This is a genomic window from Leifsonia sp. HAY1-4F, assembly GCF_056755275.1.
This window is the reverse complement of sequence record NZ_JBNDHX010000499.1, coordinates 1-246: the sequence shown is the minus strand read 5'-3', so window position 1 is coordinate 246 and position 246 is coordinate 1. Positions and strand designations below refer to the sequence as shown.

At 61.8% G+C, this 246-nt stretch carries 1 protein-coding gene; it reads left to right on the top strand.

Going from position 1 to position 246, the window contains the following annotated elements:
- Window positions 1–8: 8 nt before the first annotated feature.
- Window positions 9–246, top strand: a 238-nt coding sequence (locus tag ACPYOG_RS20280) for an aldehyde dehydrogenase family protein (RefSeq protein WP_481295882.1), incomplete at its 3' end; no start/stop codon positions are given.

Here is a 246-nt window from a genome sequence, read left to right as displayed (position 1 = left end):
ACGGTGTGGTGAACATCGTTCAGGGCGACGGCGAGAACGTCGGCGCCGTACTCGCCGCCCATCCCGGGGTCGACAAGATTTCCTTCACCGGATCCACAGAGGTCGGCCGTAAGATCGTTGCCGCAGCGCGCGGCAATCTGAAGAAGGTAACCCTCGAGCTTGGCGGCAAGTCACCGAATGTGGTCTTCGCGGACGCGGATATCGACGCCGCGATCGCAGGAGCAGCGAACGCGATCTTCTTTAACC